Source organism: Pseudomonas sp. MPR-R2A5 (genome assembly GCF_058793055.1).
Map to the genome: position 1 here is coordinate 65230 of NZ_JBXAFK010000014.1, position 20164 is coordinate 85393.

General features: G+C 57.4%; 17 protein-coding genes and 2 tRNA genes. 18 read left to right on the forward strand and 1 reads right to left on the reverse strand.

Annotated elements, in window-relative coordinates; translation table 11 throughout:
• Positions 1 to 8: 8 nt before the first annotated feature.
• The 3 genes from carB to AC1Q6I_RS12675 are packed head-to-tail and all read left to right on the forward strand — an operon-like array spanning position 9 to position 4136.
• Complete coding sequence (carB, locus tag AC1Q6I_RS12665; RefSeq protein ID WP_024077442.1) at positions 9 to 3230, forward strand: carbamoyl-phosphate synthase large subunit; 3222 nt, start codon at positions 9 to 11, stop codon at positions 3228 to 3230.
• On the forward strand, positions 3227 to 3703 hold the full coding sequence (gene greA, locus AC1Q6I_RS12670) for a transcription elongation factor GreA (RefSeq protein WP_024077441.1): 477 nt from the start codon (positions 3227 to 3229) through the stop codon (positions 3701 to 3703). Before carB ends, greA begins: the two co-directional genes overlap by 4 nt.
• A gap of 28 nt (positions 3704 to 3731) precedes the next feature.
• On the forward strand, positions 3732 to 4136 hold the full coding sequence (locus tag AC1Q6I_RS12675) for a hypothetical protein (protein ID WP_041161027.1): 405 nt from the start codon (positions 3732 to 3734) through the stop codon (positions 4134 to 4136).
• A gap of 9 nt (positions 4137 to 4145) precedes the next feature.
• On the opposite strand, the gene AC1Q6I_RS12680 is transcribed toward AC1Q6I_RS12675, so the two are convergent.
• Positions 4146 to 4454 (reverse strand): YhbY family RNA-binding protein, encoded by a 309-nt coding sequence (locus AC1Q6I_RS12680; RefSeq protein WP_017139256.1) that lies wholly within the window; start codon positions 4452 to 4454, stop codon positions 4146 to 4148.
• 105 nt (positions 4455 to 4559) lie between these two features.
• Between AC1Q6I_RS12680 and rlmE the strand changes: the two genes are divergently transcribed.
• From rlmE to pnp, 15 genes are all read left to right on the forward strand, one after another.
• A complete protein-coding gene (gene rlmE / locus AC1Q6I_RS12685; RefSeq protein ID WP_015885924.1) occupies positions 4560 to 5210 on the forward strand; it encodes a 23S rRNA (uridine(2552)-2'-O)-methyltransferase RlmE in 651 nt (216 codons plus the stop codon).
• Between the two features lie 200 nt (positions 5211 to 5410).
• Positions 5411 to 7321: an ATP-dependent zinc metalloprotease FtsH gene (gene ftsH / locus AC1Q6I_RS12690; RefSeq protein WP_032803717.1), complete on the forward strand. Its 1911-nt coding sequence runs from the start codon at positions 5411 to 5413 to the stop codon at positions 7319 to 7321.
• 8 nt (positions 7322 to 7329) lie between these two features.
• On the forward strand, positions 7330 to 8181 hold the full coding sequence (gene folP, locus AC1Q6I_RS12695) for a dihydropteroate synthase (RefSeq protein WP_024077438.1): 852 nt from the start codon (positions 7330 to 7332) through the stop codon (positions 8179 to 8181).
• Positions 8182 to 8197: 16 nt separating this feature from the next.
• Positions 8198 to 9535, forward strand: a complete 1338-nt coding sequence (gene glmM / locus AC1Q6I_RS12700) for a phosphoglucosamine mutase (protein WP_024077437.1) — start codon at positions 8198 to 8200, stop codon at positions 9533 to 9535.
• A 66-nt stretch (positions 9536 to 9601) separates the two neighbouring features.
• A complete protein-coding gene (gene tpiA / locus AC1Q6I_RS12705) occupies positions 9602 to 10357 on the forward strand; it encodes a triose-phosphate isomerase (protein WP_069077025.1) in 756 nt (251 codons plus the stop codon).
• A gap of 4 nt (positions 10358 to 10361) precedes the next feature.
• The gene (secG, locus tag AC1Q6I_RS12710; RefSeq protein WP_010206600.1) at positions 10362 to 10745 is read left to right on the forward strand and encodes a preprotein translocase subunit SecG; all 384 of its coding nucleotides are present in this window, start codon (positions 10362 to 10364) and stop codon (positions 10743 to 10745) included.
• A gap of 22 nt (positions 10746 to 10767) precedes the next feature.
• A tRNA-Leu gene (locus AC1Q6I_RS12715) sits at positions 10768 to 10853 on the forward strand.
• 96 nt (positions 10854 to 10949) lie between these two features.
• A tRNA-Met gene (locus AC1Q6I_RS12720) sits at positions 10950 to 11026 on the forward strand.
• A gap of 140 nt (positions 11027 to 11166) precedes the next feature.
• A complete protein-coding gene (gene rimP / locus AC1Q6I_RS12725; protein ID WP_032865935.1) occupies positions 11167 to 11625 on the forward strand; it encodes a ribosome maturation factor RimP in 459 nt (152 codons plus the stop codon).
• Between the two features lie 47 nt (positions 11626 to 11672).
• Positions 11673 to 13154 carry a transcription termination factor NusA gene (gene nusA / locus AC1Q6I_RS12730; RefSeq protein WP_008057419.1) on the forward strand — a complete coding sequence of 494 codons (1482 nt, stop codon included), beginning with the start codon at positions 11673 to 11675 and terminating at the stop codon, positions 13152 to 13154.
• A gap of 27 nt (positions 13155 to 13181) precedes the next feature.
• A complete protein-coding gene (infB, locus tag AC1Q6I_RS12735) occupies positions 13182 to 15707 on the forward strand; it encodes a translation initiation factor IF-2 (protein WP_024077435.1) in 2526 nt (841 codons plus the stop codon).
• 159 nt (positions 15708 to 15866) lie between these two features.
• Positions 15867 to 16262 (forward strand): 30S ribosome-binding factor RbfA, encoded by a 396-nt coding sequence (gene rbfA, locus AC1Q6I_RS12740; RefSeq protein ID WP_024077434.1) that lies wholly within the window; start codon positions 15867 to 15869, stop codon positions 16260 to 16262.
• 3 nt (positions 16263 to 16265) lie between these two features.
• Entirely contained in the window at positions 16266 to 17183 is a 918-nt protein-coding gene (truB, locus tag AC1Q6I_RS12745) for a tRNA pseudouridine(55) synthase TruB (protein WP_010562682.1), read from the forward strand.
• 115 nt (positions 17184 to 17298) lie between these two features.
• A complete protein-coding gene (gene rpsO, locus AC1Q6I_RS12750; RefSeq protein ID WP_003176135.1) occupies positions 17299 to 17568 on the forward strand; it encodes a 30S ribosomal protein S15 in 270 nt (89 codons plus the stop codon).
• Between the two features lie 195 nt (positions 17569 to 17763).
• The gene (gene pnp / locus AC1Q6I_RS12755) at positions 17764 to 19869 is read left to right on the forward strand and encodes a polyribonucleotide nucleotidyltransferase (protein WP_024077433.1); all 2106 of its coding nucleotides are present in this window, start codon (positions 17764 to 17766) and stop codon (positions 19867 to 19869) included.
• Positions 19870 to 20164: the final 295 nt, after the last annotated feature.

Below are 20164 nucleotides of genomic sequence, written 5' to 3' on the forward strand. Positions count from 1 at the left end.
ACAAACCCATGCCAAAACGTACTGACATAAAAAGCATCCTGATTCTCGGCGCTGGCCCGATCGTAATCGGCCAGGCCTGCGAATTCGACTACTCCGGCGCCCAGGCCTGTAAGGCGCTGCGCGAGGAGGGCTACCGCGTCATCCTGGTGAACTCCAACCCAGCCACTATCATGACTGACCCGGCCATGGCCGACGCCACCTACATCGAGCCGATCAAGTGGCAGACCGTTGCCAAGATCATCGAGAAAGAGCGTCCGGACGCACTGTTGCCAACCATGGGCGGCCAGACCGCCCTGAACTGCGCCCTGGACTTGGAACGCGAAGGCGTCCTGGAGAAATTCGGCGTAGAGATGATCGGTGCCAATGCCGACACTATCGACAAGGCTGAAGACCGTTCCCGCTTCGACAAGGCCATGAAGTCCATCGGCCTGGCGTGCCCACGTTCCGGTATCGCTCACAGCATGGAAGAAGCTAACGCGGTCCTCGAGACCCTGGGCTTTCCGTGCATCATCCGTCCTTCCTTCACCATGGGCGGCACCGGCGGCGGTATCGCTTACAACCGTGAAGAGTTCGAAGAAATCTGCGCCCGTGGCCTGGACCTGTCTCCGACCAAAGAGCTGCTGATCGACGAATCCCTGATCGGCTGGAAAGAATATGAGATGGAGGTTGTCCGCGATAAGAAGGACAACTGCATCATCGTCTGCTCCATCGAAAACTTCGACCCGATGGGCGTGCACACCGGTGACTCGATCACCGTGGCTCCAGCACAGACCCTGACCGACAAGGAATACCAGATCCTGCGTAACGCGTCCCTGGCGGTGCTGCGTGAGATCGGTGTGGAGACTGGCGGTTCTAACGTGCAGTTCGGCATCTGCCCGACCACCGGTCGCATGGTCGTTATCGAAATGAACCCGCGTGTGTCCCGTTCGTCGGCCCTGGCCTCGAAGGCTACCGGTTTCCCGATCGCCAAGGTCGCGGCCAAACTGGCCGTGGGTTACACCCTGGACGAACTGTCGAACGACATCACCGGCGGCAAGACCCCGGCGTCCTTCGAGCCGTCCATCGACTACGTCGTGACCAAGCTGCCACGTTTTGCCTTCGAGAAATTCGCCAAGGCTGACGCGCGCCTGACCACCCAGATGAAGTCGGTGGGTGAAGTCATGGCCATCGGCCGGACCTTCCAGGAATCCCTGCAGAAAGCCCTTCGTGGCCTGGAAGTGGGTGTTTGCGGCCTGGACGAAAAACTTGACCTGAGCAACCCGGAAAGCATGAGTGTGCTCAAGCGCGAGCTGACTGTGCCTGGGGCCGAGCGTATCTGGTACGTCGCTGACGCCTTCCGCGCCGGCATGACCGTCGAAGACATCTTCGGCATGAACATGATCGACCCGTGGTTCCTGGTGCAGATCGAAGACTTGATCAAGGAAGAAGAGAAGGTCAAGACCCTGGGCCTGGCCAGCATCGATCGCGACATGATGTTCCGCCTCAAGCGCAAGGGCTTCTCCGACCAGCGCCTGGCCAAGCTGCTGGGTGTGACTGAGAAAAACCTGCGCACGTACCGCCACAAACTGGAAATCTTCCCGGTCTACAAGCGCGTTGACACCTGCGCGGCCGAGTTCTCCACCGACACTGCCTACCTGTACTCCACTTACGAGGAAGAGTGCGAAGCGGCGCCGTCGGGTCGCGACAAGATCATGATCTTGGGCGGCGGTCCAAACCGTATCGGCCAAGGTATCGAGTTCGACTACTGCTGCGTACACGCCGCTCTCGCCCTGCGCGAAGACGGGTACGAGACCATCATGGTCAACTGCAACCCGGAAACTGTTTCCACTGACTACGACACCTCCGATCGTCTGTACTTCGAGCCAGTGACCCTGGAAGACGTGTTGGAAATCGTGCGCGTCGAGAAGCCAAAAGGCGTGATCGTCCAGTACGGCGGCCAAACCCCGCTGAAACTGGCACGTGCCCTTGAAGCTGCCGGCGTGCCGATCATCGGCACCAGCCCGGACGCTATCGACCGTGCCGAAGACCGCGAGCGCTTCCAGCAAATGGTTGAGCGCCTGAACCTGCGTCAGCCGCCAAACGCCACTGTGCGCAGCGAAGACGAAGCCATCCGTGCAGCCAGCAAGATCGGCTACCCGCTGGTGGTGCGTCCTTCCTACGTGCTGGGCGGCCGTGCGATGGAAATCGTCTACGAAGAAGAAGAACTCAAGCGTTACCTGCGTGATGCGGTGAAAGTATCCAACGACAGCCCGGTGCTGCTGGATCACTTCCTCAACTGCGCCATCGAGATGGACGTGGATGCTGTTTGCGACGGTACCGACGTGGTCATCGGCGCAATCATGCAGCACATCGAGCAGGCGGGCGTTCACTCCGGTGACTCCGCATGCTCGCTGCCGCCTTACTCGTTGCCAGCGCACATCCAGGACGAGATGCGCGAACAGGTCAAGAAAATGGCCCTGGAGTTGGGCGTGGTCGGCCTGATGAACGTACAGTTGGCGCTGCAGGGCGAAGACATCTACGTCATCGAAGTCAACCCGCGTGCCTCGCGTACCGTGCCGTTTGTGTCCAAGTGCATCGGCGTGTCCCTGGCCATGATCGCTGCGCGTGTGATGGCAGGTAAGACCCTGAAGGAAATCGGGTTCACCAAGGAAATCATTCCGAACTTCTACAGCGTGAAAGAGGCGGTGTTCCCATTCGCCAAATTCCCTGGCGTGGACCCGATCCTGGGCCCAGAGATGAAGTCCACCGGTGAAGTGATGGGTGTGGGCGATACCTTCGGCGAAGCTTTCGCCAAGGCTCAAATGGGCGCCAGCGAAGTGTTGCCAACCGGCGGTACTGCTTTCATCAGCGTGCGTGATGATGACAAGCCACTGGTTGCAGGCGTGGCCCGTGATCTGATCAACTTGGGGTTCGAAATCGTGGCCACCGCCGGGACCGCCAAGCTGATCGAAGCTGCCGGCCTGAAAGTGCGTCGCGTGAACAAGGTGACGGAAGGCCGTCCGCACGTGGTCGACATGATCAAGAATGACGAAGTCACCCTGATCATCAACACCACCGAAGGTCGCCAGTCGATTGCGGACTCTTACTCCATTCGTCGTAACGCCTTGCAGCATAAGATCTACTGCACCACTACCATTGCTGCTGGCGAAGCTATCTGCGAAGCGCTCAAGTTCGGTCCGGAAAAGACCGTGCGTCGCTTGCAGGATCTACACGCAGGATTGAAGGCATGACCAAATACCCAATGACCGTCCAAGGCGCGAAGGCCTTGGAAGAGGAGCACGCCCATCTGACCAAGGTCGTACGTCCAAAGCTGAGCCAGGACATCGGTACGGCCCGCGAGCTGGGTGACTTGAAGGAAAACGCCGAATACCACGCTGCTCGTGAGCAGCAGGGTATGGTCGAGGCGCGGATCCGTGACATCGAAGGCCGTATGCAGAATGCGGTGATCATTGACGTCACGACCATCCCGCATACCGGCAAAGTGATTTTCGGCACAACAGTGGAAATCGCTAACGTCGAGACTGACGAAAGCGTGGTCTACCACATCGTGGGTGAGGACGAAGCTGACTTCAAACTCGGCAAGATCTCCGTTGGTTCTCCACTGGCTCGCGCCTTGATTGCCAAGGAAGAGGGTGATGTGGTGGCGGTCAAGACGCCTGGCGGCGTGATCGAGTACGAGATTGTTGAAGTCCGCCATATCTGAAAGGCGGCGCCCGCTTCGTGCGGGCGCTATGCTTTGGCAGCTTGCCCAGATGCTTTGGGTGGGTGGCCTGTGGCTGTTGCACATTGGCGTGGTACCGGCGCTGGGCCTGATTGGTCTGGCGCCGTTGCTGATCGATGAAATCGATGGATTGTTGAGCGCGTTGCTGGTGAGTTTCGCAGCGGCGTGCGTGACGCTTCAGGCACTGGTGCTGATCAAGGCCGAAGGCTTGGGGAGTTTGTGGCGGGATATTCGCGGGCAACTGCTGTTGATGGCGCTGTATGCATGCGCGATGTTTTGCGTGGTGCATGTATGGCTGCCGGAAGCGTTGCGCTGGCAGTTATTCAGCTATCTTGTGCTAGGGTTTTCCGGCCTGGTGCTGGTCATGCAGCCGGCGCCCGGGTGGAGTGGCGGGGCGCGCGAGGCGCGCCCGTGACCCTTGTTGTCATTTGAAGCGATGAACGTTCGACAGTTGCTTGTTGACGCTGAAGTTCTTGCGATACAGCAGCGCCATCTTGCCGATGACCTGAACCAGGTCCGCCTTGCCCACCTTGCACAGTTCTGCAATGGCGGCTAGGCGCGCTTCGCGGTCAAGGATGTTGACCTTGATCTTGATCAGTTCGTGATCGCCCAGTGCGCGTTCAAGTTCGGCTAACACACCTTCAGTCAAACCGTTGTCTGCCACAATCAAAACTGGTTTCAGATGGTGGCCAATGGATTTGTACTGTTTCTTCTGCTCTTGAGTGAGCGGCATAATCTGACCCCTGCGTCTGATCTTGTAAAAAGCGGCGGCCAGTTTACCCGAGCGAGTCCGGGACCGCCCAGTTAATCACGACCCGTTTTATTTTCGAGGTGGCCCGTGGCCCGTTCCAAAACTAGCCTTAAGTGGCTGCAAGAGCATTTCAACGATCCTTACGTCAAAAAGGCGCAAAAGGATGGCTATCGTTCCCGGGCCAGCTACAAGCTGTTGGAGATCCAGGACAAGGACAAGTTGATTCGTCCAGGCATGAGCGTTATCGATCTTGGTGCGGCCCCTGGTGGGTGGTCCCAGGTGACCAGTCGTCTGATTGGTGGTCAAGGTCGCCTGATCGCTTCCGACATCCTCGAAATGGACAGCATCCCGGACGTGACCTTCGTTCATGGCGACTTTACCCAGGACACCGTGCTCGCCCAGATCCTCGAGGCTGTGGGAAATTCGCAGGTAGACCTTGTGATTTCCGACATGGCCCCCAATATGAGTGGATTACCGGCCGTTGATATGCCGCGGGCCATGTTCCTTTGCGAATTGGCGCTGGATCTGGCGGGTCGGGTGTTGCGTCCTGGTGGCGATTTCCTGGTGAAGGTGTTCCAGGGAGAAGGTTTTGACGAGTACCACAAGAACATCCGCAAGTTGTTCGACAAGGTGCAGACGCGTAAGCCTGACTCTTCCCGAGACAGGTCCAGAGAGCAATACTTGCTGTGCCGCGGCTTCCGTGGTGTCGAAGGCGCGGCGAGTGAAGAGCGTTTTTGAGGAATTCGAGGAGGGCGATAGGTTTTTTTATATCGCTTTCGTCACGAAGCTTTACGAATATTGTGTAGTCAAAGTTTCACAAAGGGTTACAGACGGCGCCTGCCAGAGTTGTAGGTAATGTAGTAAGTTAGGCCGGTGAATATCATGCGAAGCGCGCGCCAGTAGCGGAGCTTGCTTCAGAGGGTAGTTAATTGAACGATATGGCAAAGAATCTGATCCTGTGGTTGATCATCGCGGCTGTCCTCGTGACGGTGATGAACAACTTCTCCAGCCCTAACGAGCCGCAGACCCTCAACTATTCCGACTTCATCCAGCAAGTTAAGGATGGCAAGGTCGAGCGCGTAGCGGTTGATGGCTACGTGATCACCGGCAAACGCAACGATGGCGACAGCTTCAAGACCATTCGTCCGGCAATTCAGGACAACGGTTTGATCGGCGACCTGGTGGATAACCACGTGGTTGTTGAAGGCAAGCAGCCTGAGCAGCAGAGCATCTGGACCCAGTTGCTGGTCGCCAGCTTCCCGATCCTGGTGATTATCGCCGTGTTCATGTTTTTCATGCGCCAGATGCAAGGTGGTGCGGGAGGCAAGGGCGGGCCGATGAGCTTCGGCAAGAGCAAGGCGCGCCTGCTCTCCGAAGACCAGGTGAAAACCACCCTGGCTGACGTTGCTGGTTGCGACGAAGCCAAGGAAGAAGTCGGTGAACTTGTAGAGTTCCTGCGCGACCCAGGCAAGTTCCAGCGCCTGGGCGGCCGTATTCCTCGCGGGGTGCTGATGGTTGGTCCTCCAGGTACCGGTAAAACCTTGCTCGCCAAGGCGATTGCCGGTGAAGCCAAAGTGCCATTCTTCACCATTTCCGGTTCTGACTTCGTCGAGATGTTTGTCGGCGTCGGTGCCAGCCGTGTTCGCGATATGTTCGAGCAGGCCAAGAAGCACGCACCGTGCATCATTTTCATCGACGAAATCGATGCCGTAGGTCGTCATCGTGGCGCTGGCATGGGCGGCGGTCATGATGAGCGTGAGCAGACCCTCAACCAGTTGCTGGTTGAGATGGATGGTTTCGAGATGAACGATGGCATCATCGTAATCGCCGCGACCAACCGTCCGGACGTGCTGGACCCTGCGCTGCTGCGTCCAGGTCGTTTCGACCGCCAGGTGGTGGTTGGCTTGCCGGATATCCGTGGTCGCGAACAGATCCTGAAAGTCCACATGCGTAAAGTGCCGATGGGTGACGACGTGGCTCCGGCCGTGATCGCCCGTGGTACCCCAGGTTTCTCGGGTGCTGACCTGGCCAACTTGGTAAACGAGGCTTCGCTGTTTGCGGCCCGTACCGGCAAGCGCATCGTTGAAATGAAAGAATTCGAGCTGGCGAAAGACAAGATCATGATGGGCGCTGAGCGCAAATCCATGGTCATGTCCGAGAAAGAGAAGCAAAACACCGCTTATCACGAAGCTGGCCACGCCATTGTAGGGCGTGTGGTGCCTGAGCATGACCCTGTCTATAAAGTTTCGATCATTCCTCGTGGTCGGGCGCTGGGTGTCACCATGTTCCTGCCGGAGGAGGATCGCTACAGCCTCTCCAAGCGTGCGCTGATCAGCCAGATCTGTTCGCTGTACGGCGGTCGTATCGCTGAAGAGATGACCTTGGGCTTCGACGGGGTGACCACCGGTGCCTCCAACGACATCATGCGTGCCAGCCAGATTGCACGGAACATGGTGACCAAGTGGGGGTTGTCGGAAAAACTCGGTCCGTTGATGTATGCCGAGGAAGAGGGTGAAGTATTCCTGGGTCGTGGTGGTGGCGGTCAGAGCGCCAGCTTCTCTGGTGAGACAGCCAAGCTGATCGACTCCGAAGTGCGCAGCATCATTGACCAGTGCTACGGTACGGCCAAGCAGATCCTGACCGACAATCGCGACAAATTGGATGCGATGGCTGATGCGCTGATGAAGTACGAAACCATCGATGCCGATCAGATCGACGACATCATGGCTGGCCGTACACCGCGTGAGCCTCGCGATTGGGAAGGTGGTTCAGGTACCTCGGGTACTCCGCCAGTGGTGCAGAATGAACGCCCTGAAACCCCGATCGGCGGCCCCGCAGCTGACCACTAAGGTTTGAAATGACTTTTGCGTTGTCCTCTACCCGGTTGCCTTGCGGCAACCGGGTTCTTGATTTGGCCCAGACACATGTCATGGGCATTCTTAATGTCACCCCTGATTCCTTTTCTGACGGCGGCCGCTTCAGCCAGCTGGACGCAGCGTTGCGTCATGCTGAGTCGATGGTGGCTGCAGGAGCGACCCTGATTGATGTCGGTGGTGAGTCCACTCGGCCTGGCGCTCGCTTTGTTTCTCCGTTGGAGGAACTGGAGCGCGTGGCGCCGGTTGTCGAGCGCATTGCTCGTGAACTGGATGTCATCATATCGGTTGATACATCCACGCCAGCGGTGATGCGTGAGGCAGCGCGCCTGGGTGCGGGACTCATCAATGACGTGCGTTCGCTGCAGCGTGACGGTGCCTTGGATGCGGCGGCGGCGTCCGGCCTTCCAGTGTGCCTGATGCATATGTTGGGCGAGCCCGGCAACATGCAGGACTGCCCTCACTATGACGACCTGGTGGGTGAAGTGAGTGGGTTCCTTGCTGCACGGATCGCCCAGTGCGCCACTGTTGGCATCCCGCCTGAGAAGATCATCCTTGATCCCGGGTTCGGGTTCGCCAAGACCTTGCAGCACAATTTAAGCCTGTTCAAGCATATGGAAGCTTTGCATGCCCTTGGTCGGCCCCTGTTGGTTGGGGTTTCGCGCAAGAGCATGATAGGGCTCGCCTTGAATCGTCCGGTGGGTGAGCGGTTGTACGGTGGCCTTGCACTTGCGGCGCTTGCGGTAACCAAGGGCGCGCGTATCTTGCGCGTGCATGATGTCGCCGAGACCGTCGATGTGGTGCGAATGATCGCCGCTGTAGAATCAGCCGAATAAGAATGATGGAGCACTTATGACTAAAAAATACTTTGGCACCGACGGTATCCGTGGTCGGGTCGGCGAATATCCGATTACTCCTGATTTCATGCTCAAGCTGGGTTGGGCGGCCGGTATGGCGTTCCGTAGCATGGGCGCATGCCGCATCCTGGTGGGCAAGGACACCCGTATCTCGGGTTATATGTTTGAATCGGCACTGGAGGCGGGTCTGTCCGCTGCCGGTGCTGACGTTATGCTGCTGGGGCCGATGCCGACTCCGGCGATCGCATACCTGACGCGTACTTTCCACGCTGAAGCCGGTATCGTGATCAGTGCTTCGCACAATCCCCATGACGATAATGGCATCAAGTTTTTCTCGGGGCAGGGCACCAAGCTGCCTGACGAGATCGAGTTGATGATCGAAGAGCTTCTGGATGCGCCGATGACGGTGGTCGAATCCAGTAAGCTGGGCAAGGTGTCGAGAATCAATGACGCGTCTGGCCGTTATATCGAATTCTGCAAGAGCAGTGTGCCAAGTAGTACCAATTTTGCGGGGTTGAAGATTGTTGTCGACTGCGCCCATGGTGCGACCTACAAGGTGGCGCCAAGTGTATTCAAGGAATTGGGTGCGCAGGTTACCGTGCTGTCGGCTCAGCCTAACGGGCTGAACATCAATGAAAACTGCGGCTCGACCCATATGGAGCAACTGCAGGCAGCCGTTCTGGCTGAGCATGCCGACCTGGGTATCGCGTTTGATGGCGACGGTGATCGTGTCCTGATGGTTGATCACACCGGTACCGTGGTTGATGGCGATGACCTGCTGTTCATCATCGCTCGCGATCTGCATGAGCGTAACAAGCTGCAAGGCGGCGTCGTTGGCACGCTGATGAGTAATCTCGGGCTTGAGCTGGCCTTGGCCGAGCTGGGGGTTCCGTTTGTTCGTGCGAATGTGGGTGACCGTTATGTGATCGCCGAACTGCAGGAGCGTAATTGGCAGGTGGGTGGCGAGAACTCGGGGCACGTGGTGTGCTTCCAGCACACGACTACGGGCGACGCCATTATTGCCGCGCTACAAGTGCTGCTGGCATTGCGTCGACGCGACGAGAGTCTTGCCCAGGCGCGTCAAGCCCTGCGCAAATGTCCGCAAGTGTTGCTCAATGTGCGATTTGCCGGTGGCGATAATCCGATCGAGCACCCTGCTGTCAAAGAGGCCTGCGAGCGCGTGACCCTGGCGATGGCGGGACGTGGTCGCGTATTGCTACGCAAGTCCGGTACGGAGCCTTTGGTGCGCGTTATGGTCGAAGGCGAGGATGAAACACAGGTTCGGGGGCACGCCGAAGACCTGGCAAAACTGGTAACTGAAGTTTGCGCCTGAATTCGGCTTGCCAGTGATGATGTGGTTGGGTAACATCTGCGCCCACTTTGACCGACGAGGTACAGCATGCGTCGCACTATGGTAGCTGGTAACTGGAAGATGCACGGTACCCGCGCCAGTGTCGCTGAGCTGATCAATGGCCTTCGTCACTTGGCCTTGCCTAGCGGTGTTGATGTTGCGGTTTTCCCGCCTTGCCTGCATATCACCCAAGTGGTTGATGGCTTGAAAGGTAAGTCGATTCAGGTCGGCGCGCAGAATTCTGCAGTGGAAGCCATGCAAGGTGCTCTGACGGGTGAAACTGCACCAAGTCAGTTGGTCGATGCGGGTTGTTCCTACGTGCTTGTCGGGCACTCCGAGCGCCGTCAGATGATGGGTGAGCGTGATGGAACGCTCAACCGCAAGTTCGCGGCAGCACAGGCTTGTGGCCTGATTCCAGTGTTGTGCATAGGGGAGACCCTTGAGCAGCGTGAGTCGGGTAAGACTCTTGAGGTTGTCTCGCGTCAGCTGGGCAGCATCATTGAAGAGTTGGGTGTTGGTGCATTTGCAAAGGCAGTAATTGCTTACGAGCCGGTCTGGGCCATTGGTACCGGGCTGACTGCTACACCGCAACAGGCGCAGGATGTGCACGCAGCCATCCGCGCGCAGTTGGCGGCAGAGAATTCTGAAGTCGCACAAGGTGTGCGTCTTCTATACGGCGGCAGCGTGAAGGCGGCCAATGCGGTCGAACTGTTCGGCATGCCGGATATCGATGGGGGGCTCATTGGTGGAGCCTCCCTGAATGCAGATGAGTTCGGTGCGATTTGTCGCGCCGCGGGAAACTGAAAAAATGCTGGAAACAGTCGTAGTCGTTTTTCATCTGTTGGCTGCCCTGGGCGTAGTTGCCCTGGTTTTGTTGCAACAGGGTAAAGGTGCGGATGCTGGTGCGTCTTTCGGTGCAGGTGCTTCAAATACTGTATTCGGAAGCCAAGGTTCCTCTACCTTTCTTAGTAAGTTTACTGCTATACTTGCCGCCGGTTTCTTCATAACCAGCTTAGGGTTAGGTTACTTTGCTAAAGAGAAAGCTCATGTGCTGACTCAAGTAGGTCTCCCAAACCCAGCAGTGTTGGAAGTGCCAAAAGCAAAACCGGCTTCTGATGATGTCCCGGTGCTTCAAGAGCAAAAGTCGGCTACTCCAGCGACTGACGTACCTCCAGCTCAAGAGCAGAAGTAAGAAGGGTTGTAAACGCTGTATTGCCGAGGTGGTGGAATTGGTAGACACGCAACCTTGAGGTGGTTGTGCCCATAGGGTGTAGGGGTTCGAGTCCCCTTCTCGGTACCAATTATCAGGAGAGCCCGCTGTTGCGGGCTTTCTTGTAGGTGGAAGGTTACATTGACCCTGTAAGGGATCGGTCGTATACTTCCGCCCCAGCTTTGTCGCGGGGTGGAGCAGTCTGGTAGCTCGTCGGGCTCATAACCCGAAGGTCGTCGGTTCAAATCCGGCCCCCGCAACCAGTTTTAGCGGAGCCCCTTTTAAGGGGCTTTTTGTTAGCTGGACACTTTCAACGCCGCTGTTCGACGGCGTTTCAAGGATGGGCGTTTCGCCCATTTTTTTATTTTGCACAGCATGCACATACATGCACGAGGGGGTTCAGGTGTCGAGCAAGCTAGAAGAGTTGCAGGCCTTGCTGGCCCCGGTGGTCGTGGCCCTAGGCTATGAATGCTGGGGTATTGAGTTTTCGGCTCAAGGTCGCCACTCAATGTTGCGCGTTTATATCGATAAAGAGGGCGGCGTGCTGGTGGACGATTGTGCCATTGTCAGTCGTCAGATCAGCGGTGTCCTGGATGTTGAAGATCCAATCGCCGTTGAATACACCCTCGAAGTTTCCTCGCCAGGCATGGAACGCCCACTGTTCACTATTGATCAGTTTGCAAAATTTGCCGGTGAACAAGTGAAGATCAAGCTGCGATCTCCCTTTGAAGGGCGACGCAATTTTCAGGGCCTTCTGCGCGGTGTAGAAGAGCAGGACGTCGTGGTGCAGGTAGAAGACCATGAGTTCCTGTTGCCGATCGATATGATCGACAAGGCCAACATTATTCCCAGTTTTGACTGAGACGCGGATCCCGCGGATCCAATGGCTTGCGAAAGGCGAGGCGTACGATGAGCAAAGAAGTACTGCTGGTTGTTGAGTCGGTATCCAATGAAAAGGGCGTACCGGCAAACGTGATTTTTGAAGCGCTGGAGTTGGCCCTGGCCACTGCTACCAAAAAGCGTTTTGAAGACGAAGTTGATCTGCGTGTGGAAATCAACCGCCACACCGGTGCCTATGAGACTTTCCGTCGCTGGACGGTCGTCGAAGAAGCCGATCTTGATGATCCGGCCATTGAAACCTGGCCAAGCAAGGTTGCTGAAACGCATCCTGGTGCCAAGGTGGGTGATGTTGTCGAAGAAAAGATCGAATCGATCGAGTTCGGCCGTATTGCTGCACAGACCGCCAAGCAGGTCATCGTGCAGAAGGTTCGCGAAGCCGAGCGCGCTCAAGTCGTTGACGCCTATCGCGAGCGCCTGGGAGAAATCATCTCGGGTACTGTGAAAAAAGTTACCCGCGACAACGTGATCGTCGACCTGGGCAACAACGCCGAAGCGTTGCTGGCCCGTGAAGACATCATCTCTCGCGAAACCTTCCGTGTCGGCGTGCGTCTGCGTGCGCTGCTCAAGGAAATCCGCACCGAGAACCGCGGCCCTCAGCTGATCCTGTCGCGTACCGCGCCGGAAATGCTGATCGAACTGTTCCGTATCGAAGTGCCGGAAATCGCCGAAGGCCTGATCGAAGTCATGGCTGCGTCCCGGGACCCGGGTTCGCGCGCCAAGATCGCGGTCCGCTCCAAGGACAAACGCATCGACCCGCAGGGCGCTTGCATTGGTATGCGCGGTTCGCGCGTCCAGGCAGTGTCGGGCGAATTGGGCGGTGAGCGTGTGGACATCGTCCTTTGGGACGATAACCCGGCGCAGTTCGTGATCAACGCCATGTCGCCGGCTGAAGTGGCGGCAATTATCGTTGACGAAGATGCCCATGCAATGGACATCGCCGTTGGCGCAGACAATCTGGCTCAGGCCATTGGTCGTGGTGGTCAGAACGTGCGTCTGGCCAGCCAACTGACCGGCTGGACCCTGAACGTGATGACCGAATCGGACATCCAGGCTAAGCAGCAAGCTGAAACCGGTGACATCCTGCGCAACTTTATCGACGAGTTGGAAGTCGACGAAGATCTGGCGCAGGTGCTGGTAGATGAAGGCTTCACCAGCCTGGAAGAGATTGCCTACGTACCGTTGGAAGAAATGCTCAACATCGACGGCTTTGACGAAGACACCGTCAACGAGCTTCGCGCTCGGGCCAAGGATCGTTTGTTGACTAAAGCCATCGCTACTGAGGAAAAGCTGGCAGACGCCCATCCGGCCGAAGACCTGCTCTCGCTTGAGGGTATGGACAAGGATTTGGCGATGGAACTGGCGGTGCGCGGCGTAATTACCCGCGAAGACCTGGCCGAGCAGTCTATTGACGATCTGCTCGACATCGACGGCATTGACGATGATCGTGCCGGCAAGTTGATCATGGCCGCCCGAGCCCATTGGTTCGAGTAATTAGGCGCGGCCTGAGGAGAGAAGTGCATGACGCAAGTCACGGTGAAACAACTGGCCGATGAGGTCAAAACACCGGTAGAGCGCCTGTTGCAGCAGATGCGTGAGGCAGGTCTGCCGCACACCGCCGCCGATGAAGGTGTGAGCGATAGTGAGAAGCAGTCTTTGCTGACTCACTTGAAGAGCAGCCACAAGGCGAAAGTGGAAGAACCGCGCAAGATTACATTGCAGCGCAAAACCACCAGCACCCTGCGTGTTGCTGGTAGCAAGAGCATTAGCGTTGAAGTGCGCAAGAAGAAAGTCTTCGTGCAGCGCAGCCCGGAAGAAATCGAAGCCGAGCGTAAACGCGAACTGGAAGAACGTCGTGCAGTAGAAAATGCTGCTCGCCAGAAGGCTGAAGAAGAAGCCAAGCGTCGCGCCGAAGAAGAAGCGCGTCGCCAGCCTGCTGCTGCGCAACCTGCTGCCACTGATGCAGTCGCGGCCCCTGCTGCGCCTGTAGAAGCTGTGCGTGAGGCCGCTCCGGTTGCCGCTGCACCAGCACCTGCTGCTGACGCTCGTAAACGCGACGAACCTCGTCGTCCGGACAAGCCACGTGCCGACGATAACAATCGTCGCGGTGGTGGTGGTGATGGCGAGCGCAAAAACGCTCCGCATCGCGCCTCGGTCAAAGAGAAAGCGCCTGCGCCACGCGTTGCGCCACGGACTACCGACGAAGAAAGCGATGGCTTCCGTCGTGGTGGTCGCGGCAAGGCCAAGCTGAAAAAACGCAACGCCCACGGTTTCCAGAGCCCAACCGGCCCTGTCGTGCGTGAAGTGAAGATCGGCGAGACCATCACTGTAGGCGACCTCGCCCAGCAGATGTCGGTCAAGGCAGCTGAAATCATCAAGTTCATGTTCAAGCTGGGCACCCCGGCCACCATCAACCAGGTACTGGACCAGGAAACTGCCCAATTGGTTGCGGAAGAGCTGGGCCACAAAGTGACCCTGGTCAGCGACACAGCCCTGGAAGATTCCCTGGCCGAGTCCCTGAAGTTTGAAGGTGAAGCCGTTTCCCGTGCACCAGTCGTGACCGTAATGGGCCACGTTGACCACGGTAAAACTTCCCTGCTCGACTACATTCGTCGTGCCAAGGTTGCAGCAGGTGAGGCTGGCGGTATTACCCAGCACATCGGCGCCTACCACGTTGAAACCGATCGCGGCATGGTGACGTTCCTCGACACCCCAGGTCACGCCGCGTTTACCGCGATGCGTGCCCGTGGTGCCAAGGCGACCGACATCGTGATCCTGGTGGTCGCAGCGGACGACGGCGTGATGCCACAAACCATCGAAGCCGTTCAGCATGCCAAGGCAGCTGGCGTACCGTTGGTGGTGGCAGTGAACAAAATCGACAAGCCGGGCGCTGATCTCGATCGCATCCGTAGCGAATTGTCGGTTCACGGCGTGACTTCTGAAGAGTGGGGTGGTGACACTCCGTTCGTACCGGTCTCCGCGAAGATGGGTACTGGCGTTGACGAATTGCTTGAAGCCGTTCTGTTGCAAGCCGAAGTTCTGGAACTGACCGCTACTCCATCGGCTCCTGGCCGCGGTGTCGTGGTTGAGTCCCGCCTCGACAAGGGCCGTGGCCCGGTTGCGACCGTCCTGGTTCAAGACGGTACCCTGCGCCAAGGCGACATGGTGCTGGTCGGTTCGAACTACGGCCGTGTACGTGCCATGCTTGACGAGAACGGCAAGTCCATCAAGGAAGCTGGTCCGGCCATCCCTGTCGAGATTCTCGGCCTGGACGGTACCCCGGATGCTGGCGACGAGATGAGCGTGGTTGCCGACGAGAAGAAAGCCCGTGAAGTGGCTCTGTTCCGTCAAGGCAAGTTCCGCGAAGTCAAGTTGGCCCGTGCTCACGCCGGCAAGCTGGAAAACATCTTCGAGAACATGGGGCAGGAAGAGAAGAAGACGCTTAACATCGTCCTCAAATCTGACGTTCGTGGTTCCCTCGAAGCGTTGAACGGCGCCTTGAACGGCCTGGGTAACGACGAAGTGCAAGTGCGTGTTGTTGGTGGCGGTGTTGGTGGTATCACCGAGTCCGACGCTAACCTGGCACTGGCTTCCAACGCTGTACTGTTCGGCTTCAACGTGCGTGCCGATGCTGGCGCTCGCAAGATCGTCGAGCAGGAAGGCCTGGACATGCGTTACTACAACGTCATCTACGACATCATCGAAGACGTCAAGAAAGCCCTTACCGGCATGCTTGGCAGCGACGTCCGGGAAAATATCCTGGGTGTTGCCGAAGTACGTGACGTGTTCCGTTCGCCGAAATTTGGCGCGATCGCCGGCTGTATGGTTATCGAAGGCACCGTTTACCGTAACCGTCCAATCCGTGTACTGCGTGAAGACATCGTTATCTTCGAAGGCGAGCTGGAATCCCTGCGCCGCTTCAAGGATGACGCTTCTGAAGTACGTGCCGGCATGGAGTGCGGTATCGGCGTCAAGAGCTATAACGACGTCAAGGTTGGCGACAAGATCGAAGTTTTCGAGAAGGTTCAGGTTGCTCGCAGCCTCTAACTCGCGCACTTCAAGGGCCACGCCGCGTGTGGGCATGCAAATGCCCCGCGCCGCGTCCGGACTCTAAACGCAACGCCCGGTCTGGCTTTTGTCAGGCCGGGCGTTTGCCGCTTTCAGACCCCACGGATTTCACCGTGTGGCAGTAACAGGTAACAAGACATGGCAAAAGAATACAGCCGTACCCAACGTATCGGCGATCAGATGCAGCGCGAGCTGGCTCAACTGATCCGTCGCGAAGTCAAAGACCCGCGCGTTGGCCTGGTCACTATCACTGCCGTTGAAGTGAGCCGTGACGTGGGTCACGCCAAGATCTTCATCACCGTGATGGGCCAGGACAGCAGCGAAGAAATCGCGCAAAGCATCAAGGTGCTCAACGCTGCCGCCGGCTTCCTGCGTATGCAGCTTGCCCGTGAGATGAAGCTGCGCAGCGTGCCTCAGTTGCACTTCCACTACGACGAAAGCGTCGTGCGGGGTGCGCACCTGTCGGCACTGATCGAGCGTGCAGTGGCTGAAGATAATCAGCACCCGTCCACACCTGAAGACGCCAAGGAGTAAGCGGTGGCTCAGGTTAAACGTATCCGTCGCAATGTCAGTGGCATCATTCTGCTCGACAAGCCCATTGGCTTTACCTCCAATGCCGCGTTGCAGAAGGTCCGCTGGCTGCTCAATGCCGAAAAGGCCGGGCACACGGGCAGCCTCGATCCCCTGGCCACCGGCGTGCTGCCGTTGTGCTTTGGCGAGGCCACCAAGTTCTCGCAATACCTGCTCGACTCCGACAAGGGTTACGAAACCCTGATGCAACTGGGCAAGACCACTACCACGGCCGATGCCGAAGGTGATGTTCTGCAGGTTCGCGACGTGACCGTTGGTCGTGCTGATATCGAAGCTGTTTTACCCGCTTTTCGCGGGCAAATCAGTCAGATACCGCCGATGTACTCGGCTCTCAAGCGGGATGGGCAGCCTCTTTACAAGCTGGCACGTGCGGGCGAAGTAGTGGAGCGCGAACCGCGTTCTGTTACTATTGCGCGCTTGGAATTGCTCGCCTGTGAAGGCGACACCGCCCGCTTGGCGGTGGACTGCAGCAAAGGCACCTATATCCGGACCCTGGTGGAAGATATTGGTGAGAAGCTCGGTTGCGGCGCGTACGTTGCAGAACTGCGACGCACACAGGCCGGACCTTTCAGCCTGGCCCAAACGGTCACGCTGGAAGAGTTGGAGGCGGTGCATGCCGAAGGCGGCAACGAGGCGGTTGATCGCTTCCTGATGCCATCGGACAGCGGTTTGCTTGATTGGCCATTGCTGCACTTCTCGGAGCACAGCGCGTTCTATTGGCTCAATGGCCAGCCGGTACGTGCCCCGGATGCCCCGAAATTTGGCATGGTGCGAGTACAGGATCATAACGGTCGCTTTATCGGTATCGGTGAAGTGAGCGAAGACGGGCGCATCGCGCCGCGTCGACTGATTCGGTCAGAATGACCGAACGAGTGTGGCTGTTAACAGGCACGGTCAACACTCATTTTTAGATACAGGGATTTGTCCCTGGCCTGTTGAAACTGCCCTTTAGGCAGTTTCCTGAAAAAAGGATTGCCTCATGGCTCTCGACGTTCAAGAAAAAGCACAAATCGTAGCTGACTATCAGCAAGCTGTTGGTGACACTGGTTCGCCAGAAGTGCAAGTTGCACTGCTGACCCACAACATCAACAAGCTGCAAGGTCACTTCAAGGCCAACGGTAAAGATCACCACTCCCGTCGTGGTCTGATCCGCATGGTAAACCAGCGCCGTAAGCTGCTGGACTACCTGAAAGGCAAGGATCTGGGTCGTTATCAGGCTCTGATCGGTCGCCTGGGTCTGCGTCGCTAATCAGCGATTGCGCTAGAGGTTGGTTGTCTGCCGTGTGTCAGTGGGATTCCCGCTGGCTCATGGCAGGCTCCCAGCCTCAAGTTTTATCTGGATACACGTTTTACCCCTGGACAACAGTTGGGCCGACTCCCGACATTGCCCAAGAATTTCGTAAGAAGACAAGTTCCCCAAGAGCCACAAAGAAGGTAGGACACCGTGAACCCGGTTATCAAAAAATTCCAGTTCGGTCAGTCGACCGTTACCCTCGAGACAGGCCGTATCGCCCGTCAAGCTTCCGGCGCAGTGCTGGTTACCGTTGACGACGACGTCACCGTATTGGTGACCGTTGTAGGTGCCAAGCAAGCCGATCCAGGCAAGGGTTTCTTCCCTCTGTCTGTCCACTACCAGGAAAAGACTTACGCTGCCGGTAAGATCCCTGGCGGTTTCTTCAAGCGCGAAGGCCGTCCTTCCGAGAAAGAAACCCTGACTTCCCGACTGATCGACCGTCCGATCCGTCCGCTGTTCCCAGAAGGCTTCATGAACGAAGTGCAGGTTGTCTGCACCGTCGTTTCCACCAGCAAGAAAACCGATCCGGACATCGCAGCGATGATCGGTACTTCGGCTGCCCTGGCCATCTCCGGTATTCCTTTCGATGGTCCGATCGGCGCTGCCCGCGTTGCCTTCCACGAAAGCACCGGCTACCTGCTGAACCCGACTTACGAGCAACTGAAAGCTTCGAGCCTGGACATGGTCGTTGCCGGTACTTCGGAAGCCGTGTTGATGGTTGAATCGGAAGCCAAAGAGCTGACCGAAGACCAGATGCTGGGCGCGGTACTGTTTGCTCACGACGAGTTCCAGGTCGTGATCAACGCCGTTAAAGAACTGGCCGCTGAAGCTGCCAAGCCAACCTGGACCTGGGCTGCTGCCCCGGAAGCCACCGAACTGCTGGGCGCTATCCGTGCCGAGTTCGGCGAAGCGATCTCCCAGGCCTACACCATCACCATCAAGGCCGACCGTTACGCTCGCCTGGGTGAGCTGAAGGATCAGGTTGTTGCCAAGCTGTCCGGCGAAGAAGGCCAGCCTTCCGCCAGCGACGTCAAGGCTGCATTCGGTGAAATCGAATACCGCACCGTTCGCGAGAACATCGTTAACGGCAAGCCACGTATCGACGGCCGTGACACTCGCACCGTGCGTCCGCTGAACATCGAAGTCGGCGTTCTGCCGAAGACTCACGGTTCGGCATTGTTCACTCGTGGTGAAACCCAAGCGCTGGTTGTCGCGACCCTGGGTACTGCCCGTGACGCACAACTGCTGGACACCCTGGAAGGCGAGAAAAAAGACCCGTTTATGCTGCACTACAACTTCCCTCCGTTCTCGGTGGGCGAGTGTGGTCGCATGGGCGGTGCGGGTCGTCGCGAAATCGGTCACGGCCGTCTGGCCCGCCGTTCGGTTCAGGCCATGCTGCCTGCTGCTGACGTGTTCCCGTACACCATCCGTGTGGTGTCGGAAATCACCGAGTCCAACGGTTCCAGCTCCATGGCTTCCGTTTGCGGTGCTTCCCTGGCGCTGATGGACGCTGGTGTGCCGATGAAGGCACCGGTTGCCGGTATCGCCATGGGCCTGGTTAAAGAAGGCGAGAAGTTCGCCATCCTGACCGACATCCTGGGGGACGAAGACCACCTGGGCGACATGGACTTCAAAGTCGCTGGTACCGCTAAAGGTGTTACCGCGCTGCAGATGGACATCAAGATCAAGGGCATCACCGAAGAGATCATGGAGATCGCCCTGGGCCAAGCCCTGGAAGCGCGCCTGAACATCCTCGGTCAGATGAACCAGATCATTGGTCAGTCCCGTACCGAGCTGTCGGAAAACGCTCCGACCATGATCGCGATGAAAATCGACACCGACAAAATCCGTGATGTTATCGGTAAAGGCGGCGCGACCATCCGTGCGATCTGTGAAGAGACCAAGGCTTCGATCGACATCGAAGACGACGGCTCGATCAAGATCTTCGGCGAAACCAAGGAAGCTGCAGAGGCCGCGCGTCAGCGCGTTCTGGGCATCACCGCGGAAGCCGAGATCGGCAAGATCTATGTCGGTAAAGTTGAACGCATCGTCGACTTCGGCGCATTCGTCAACATCCTGCCGGGCAAAGACGGTCTGGTTCACATCTCCATGCTGAGCGACGCTCGTGTTGAGAAAGTGACCGACATTCTGAAAGAAGGCCAGGAAGTGGAAGTGCTGGTACTGGACGTGGACAACCGCGGCCGTATCAAGCTGTCCATCAAGGATGTAGCAGCAGCCAAGGCTTCGGGCGTTTAATCACCCGCAGGTTTCACGCTGAAAAAGGGACTCTTCGGAGTCCTTTTTTTATGGCGGCGGAAAAAGCCCGAAAAATCAGTTGTTTAATCCAAGCCAAAAAACCGCAACTTGCACGCAGGCACGACGCGGTTCATGCAAGTTGCACGATTCCGAAAAGATGGGTATTTGTTAATGCATTGTTTTTAAAGGGTTTTTATCTGGATTTCGACTTGGCACAGTGCCTGCAATATCCCTGTTAACGCTGCAGCATCAAGGTCCACACGCTGCAGACTTTTAATAAAACAGGAGTTACTCG